Source organism: Thalassospira sp. UBA4513, from assembly GCF_002388495.1.
Taxonomy (GTDB): Bacteria; Pseudomonadota; Alphaproteobacteria; order Rhodospirillales; family Thalassospiraceae; genus Thalassospira; species Thalassospira tepidiphila.
In genome coordinates this window covers 278-5,242 of sequence record NZ_DGMR01000029.1, presented here as the reverse complement: position 1 = coordinate 5,242, position 4,965 = coordinate 278, and the positions used below count along the sequence as shown (strand labels likewise).

6 protein-coding genes are annotated in these 4,965 nt (G+C 53.9%); 1 reads left to right on the top strand and 5 read right to left on the bottom strand.

The window, feature by feature from the left end; genetic code table 11:
• Positions 1 to 161 precede the first annotated feature (161 nt).
• Complete coding sequence (locus B2T33_RS11280) at positions 162 to 800, bottom strand: glutathione S-transferase family protein (RefSeq protein ID WP_197145406.1); 639 nt, start codon at positions 798 to 800, stop codon at positions 162 to 164.
• Between the two features lie 269 nt (positions 801 to 1,069).
• On the opposite strand from B2T33_RS11280, the gene B2T33_RS11275 reads away from it, so the two are divergent.
• On the top strand, positions 1,070 to 2,323 hold the full coding sequence (locus tag B2T33_RS11275; RefSeq protein WP_286792044.1) for a DUF2235 domain-containing protein: 1,254 nt from the start codon (positions 1,070 to 1,072) through the stop codon (positions 2,321 to 2,323).
• A gap of 8 nt (positions 2,324 to 2,331) precedes the next feature.
• Here B2T33_RS11275 and B2T33_RS11270 read toward each other — a convergent pair whose 3' ends face one another.
• From B2T33_RS11270 to B2T33_RS11255, 4 genes are all read right to left on the bottom strand, one after another.
• On the bottom strand, positions 2,332 to 3,111 hold the full coding sequence (locus B2T33_RS11270) for an SURF1 family protein (protein WP_252723950.1): 780 nt from the start codon (positions 3,109 to 3,111) through the stop codon (positions 2,332 to 2,334).
• 88 nt (positions 3,112 to 3,199) lie between these two features.
• Positions 3,200 to 3,580 (bottom strand): cytochrome o ubiquinol oxidase subunit IV, encoded by a 381-nt coding sequence (locus B2T33_RS11265; protein WP_197145408.1) that lies wholly within the window; start codon positions 3,578 to 3,580, stop codon positions 3,200 to 3,202.
• Positions 3,577 to 4,197 (bottom strand): cytochrome o ubiquinol oxidase subunit III, encoded by a 621-nt coding sequence (gene cyoC / locus B2T33_RS11260; protein ID WP_062957990.1) that lies wholly within the window; start codon positions 4,195 to 4,197, stop codon positions 3,577 to 3,579. The genes B2T33_RS11265 and cyoC overlap by 4 nt, the downstream gene beginning before the upstream one ends.
• 10 nt (positions 4,198 to 4,207) lie before the next feature.
• Positions 4,208 to 4,965, bottom strand: a 758-nt coding sequence (locus tag B2T33_RS11255) for a cbb3-type cytochrome c oxidase subunit I (RefSeq protein WP_286792043.1), incomplete at its 5' end; no start/stop codon positions are given.

Below are 4,965 nucleotides of genomic sequence, written 5' to 3'. Positions count from 1 at the left end.
GCGCTTGATTTCGTCATTGCCAAAAACTATCCGGCACGCGGCGAAGTGATTGATCATACCAATCCCTAAGCACACCTTTTAAAGCCGATAAAATACCAAAGGGCCGGCTCCAAAGCGCAGGAACCGGCCCTTTTATTCTTCATACAATTGGATCGGTACGATCAACCCGCCATCGCAGCGGCAAAATGCGGTGCATCCAGTTCCTGTGCGCGCTGATAGGCCGGGCGGGCATCAATCCGGGCGATGTAGGCCTCGAATTCCGGATATTTCGGAAGAATGCCAAACATGCAGCCAAACCGAATGGTCGAACCAAACACCACATCAACAGTGGTGAAGTTCTTCCCCATCAGCCACGGGTCGGCCTTGCCAACAAAATCGACCAGAATGGGCACCAGCGTTTCCCAGTCGCGATAGGAATTCTGGCTGCTGTCTTCTGCCGTGTACTGGCGCACGCGGTCGATCATGGCCGGTTCGATGGTAGACGGTGAAAAGAACAACCAGCGCAGATATTCACCACGTTTCGGATCATCCAATGCCGGGGCCAGGCCGGCCTCTGGATGCAGATCGGCCAGATAGCAGCAAATGGCGGCAGCCTCGGTTACGACCGTGTCGCCATGCACAATGGATGGCACCTTGCCGAGCGGATTGAGGGCCAGGAGTTCCGGCGTTTGCCCCTCCCCACCCCGGATGTCGATGAGTTTGACATCAAACGGAATGCCCAGTTCCTGCAACATCCAATGTACGGTACCGCTGCGTGATGGTACCGCGTGATAAAAGGTCAAGTTCCGCTGTGATGGCATTCTTAAGGCTCCTGCGTTTGCGCGTGTGATTATGTTTGAAATCCGGCGGCAATTTCCCCTTGTTTCCCAACAATGTAAACCACACGACAGACAGGTTCCTGACAGCTGTATGTCAGTAGGATATCCACCCTCGAATTGACCACGACATCACATCAGCAGCATTTTATTATATTTAATATCCCTTAATAAAATCATCCCTGAGTTGTATAGTAGCACCCAAGACGATCCAAAGAAGATCGCCCGGCATCACATCACACAGGGGACTTCACATGGCCAAACGCAGACTGATTGTATTTTTCGACGGCACCTGGCAGGAACCCGCCAACACACCCGAACCGACCAACGTCGTTAAACTTCTGCGCGCGGTGCCGAGCAGCGACAAGGATGTTTCGCAGATCGTGTTCTATGATCGCGGGGTCGGGACGGGCGATGTGATCGATAAAATTCGCGGTGGTGCGTTTGGCAACGGGTTGCTTGAAAACGTCGTTGATGGCTATCGCTTTCTTGGCAACAACTATCAACCCGGTGACGAGATCTTTATCTTTGGATTTTCGCGTGGCGCCTTTACCGCGCGCAGTCTGGCGGGATTGATCGGGCTCTGTGGTCTTTTAAAGCCACCCTATCTTGGCCATCCGCTTCAGACCGATATCGCGAAAATTGTCAGCTCCGATCTATCGCCAGAGGCAAAACGTACCAAGATCTCGACCCTCGATATCGAAACCCAACTGGATGTGCCAATTGAATGCGTTGGCGTTTGGGATACGGTCGGGTCGCTTGGCATTCCGGGTGACCTTGGACGCCGCCTGATCCCCGCCAAGTATCATTTTTACGATGTGCAGCTTGGCGGGCACGTTCGGGTTGCCCTGCATGCAATGGCGATTGACGAGAAACGCAGTGCCTTTTCACCAACGCTGTGGGTCAAGGAAAAGGGCACCAAATTGCCGGACAAACAAATTGTCGAACAAGTCTGGTTCCCCGGCGTGCACAGCAATGTTGGCGGATCTTACGATGATTGCAGGTTGTCTGACATCACGCTCGACTGGATGATCAAGCGGGTCAAGAAACACACCAAGCTCAAGCTTGATGAGTCGCACCTTAAGACCAAACTGGCCCCGTCAGTCGACGGGCGCGGGTATGAAAGCCGCACCATGCTTTATTCGAGCTCCCGCCTTTACCCCTATCAGCGCCTGATCGAACAGATTGCACCGGAAACCAGAAACTTCTGGGACAAACTGCGCATCAAATGCCCGAACTTTGACCGTCGGAACATCATCCCGGATGGGCTTGAGACGATCAATGAAGCCATCCATGTCAGCGCACTGGTACGTTGGAATATCTCTACCGGAGTCTTGCATGACAATTCGCATGAAGGGTCACTCGAACGCGTGCTGTATCGCCCGTCTAACCTGAATGCGGTACTTAAGGCCCATTATGCCGGTAAACGCACGCCCAACATCATCAACTGGACCGGTGCGACCATGCGCAAGGACATTCCGTGGCCCGATCAATCGACCCTGGAATAATTGGCAGATCAATCGTCGCTATCTGATCTCCTGCGCGGGCGCAGTACAATCCACGCCGCGACAAGTGTCAGCAATGCCAAGCCAAACCATGTCAGCGCATAGGTCAGGTGGTTGTTGGGGAAGCTAATTTTGGTCAGGCCACCCAGTGGCAACTTGGCCGGGTTTTCTGCCCCATCACCGTCAATGAAATACGGCGCGACATTGGTGGCATCCAGTCCCCGCTTGGTCGCCATCGCCTTTACATCGCGTGAGTACCAGCGTTCTTCGGACGGCACGTTATCACGTATGAAAGTTCCGACCGGTTCGTTGATGCGAAGCAGGCCGGTGACAGTAACCTCACCCTCGACCATGCCCTCAGCCCGCGTATCGGGATCACGCTTTTCGGTTGGCACGAAACCGCGGTTGATCATGATAATCGTGCCGTCATCCCGCATCAGCGGTGTCAGAACCCAGTAACCTGCCCCGTAATCGGTTGCAGTATAGACCTGCGTTTCAAGATCGTTGCGATAGGTGCCTGTCACACTGACCTTGCGATATTCATCGCGTGCGCGGGTTACATTTTCCCAGTCATCACGCGTGGGTGCGGCAACCGCATCGCCATGCACACGCGCATCGACCCGTTCGATCAGATCAAGCTTCCAGGCCCGACGTTCCACCTGCCAATATCCAAGGGCACAAAACCCGGAAAACAGGATAGCGGCCAGCATCAGGACAACAATTCGGGTTGTCATCGAGGGGCCCTTTTTCGGGTTATCGGTCGCTTGGGCAGAAACGTGGTCGTCGGACATGCCGGGTTCTTTCAAAAGGCAATCTGGTGAAACAAAAAGGGCGCGATCCCCCAAAGGTATCGCGCCCCCTTCAAATATCAAGCAGTCCCTAGCCGAAGCTCGGGATCATGTCGTGATCCATCTGCGGCATCATGTTGGTGTTGAGGTGATACATAACCCACAGTGAACCGGCGATGGCGATTGCCACGATCACAAGGGTAAAGATCAGCGCCAGGAAGTTCCAGCCACCTTCGGATTTGGTGTTCATGTGCAGGAAATAGACCATATGCACAATGATCTGGATAACACCAAGCCCCATCACCCAAAGGGCAGTTGCGACCTTGCTGTCCAGAACACCGTCCATGACAAGCCAGAACGGGATCGCGGTCAGAATGACCGACAGGACAAACCCGATCACATAGCTTTTATAGGTGCCATGTGAGGCCCCACCATCATTATGGTCATCATGTGCGTGTGAATGTGCGCTCATCCCAGAACTCCCAGCAGATAAACAACGGAGAAGACACCGATCCAGACGACGTCAAGGAAGTGCCAGAACATCGACAGGCACATCAGACGACGCTTGTTCTCGACGATCAGGCCGCGCTGGGCCACCTGAACCATCAGGGTCACAAGCCAGATGATGCCAAACGTCACGTGCAGACCGTGGGTCGCCACCAGCGTGTAGAACGCCGAGAGGAAACCACTGCGCATCGGGGTCGCCCCCAGGCTCCAGAGGTGATGGAACTCATAAATTTCCAGCCCCACGAAGGCGACGCCAAACAGGCCGGTAATCGCCAGCCAAATCTGCGTTCCCTTGATGCTGCCCTTTTCCATCGCCAGCATGGCAAAGCCATAGGTGATCGAGGAAAACAGCAACATCGACGTGTTGATCGCTACCAGTTCGAGATCAAACAGATCAGCAGGCGAAGGACCTGCGGCATAGTTCTGGCCAATAACGGCATAGGTTGCAAACAGAATCCCAAAGATGAGGCAATCGCTCATCAGATAGATCCAGAAGCCAAGCATCGTCCCGGTTTCCGGGTGATGCTCTTCTTTCAGGTAAAAGACCGGCATTTCGGTCTGTGCGGCAGTGTTATTCGCCATTGTCATTCCCTTACGCCTGCTGTTTTGCCAGAAGGGCAGTACGTTCGTCTTCGGTTTCCACGACTTCAGATGCCGGGATGTGATAATCGCGGTCATAGTTGAAGGTATGGGCAATTGCACCGACGATCAGCACGATGAAGCTTGCCGCAACAAGCCACCAGATGTGCCAGACAAGTGCAAAGCCAAGAACGAGCGAGATCGCAGCCAGGATAAAGCCAGCGCCGGTATTTTTCGGCATATGGATATCCAGGAAGCCTTCCGTCGGACGGACATAACCACGTTTCTTCATGTCGGCCCATGCATCAAGATCATGGACAACCGGGGTAAAGGCAAAGTTGTAGGCTGGGGGCGGCGACGAAGTCGACCATTCCAGCGTACGACCATCCCCCCATGGGTCACCGGTTTCATCACGAAGCTTGTCACGTTTGATCACCGCAACAACGATCGACAGAATGAACGAACCGATACCACCGGCAATCAGAAGCGCACCAAAGGCGGCAATCACGAACCAGATCTGAAGCGACGGATCGTCAAATTGGCTCATGCGGCGGGTAATCCCCATCAGACCAAGAACATAAAGCGGCATGAAGGCGAAATAGAACCCGACAAGCCAGAGCCAGAAGGACATTTTGCCCCAGAACGGATCAAGCTTGAAGCCAAATGCCTTGGGGAACCAGTAAACGATACCGGCAAACATCCCGAACACCACACCACCGATAATCACGTTATGGAAATGCGCCACCAGGAACAGGCTGTTGTGCAGCACGA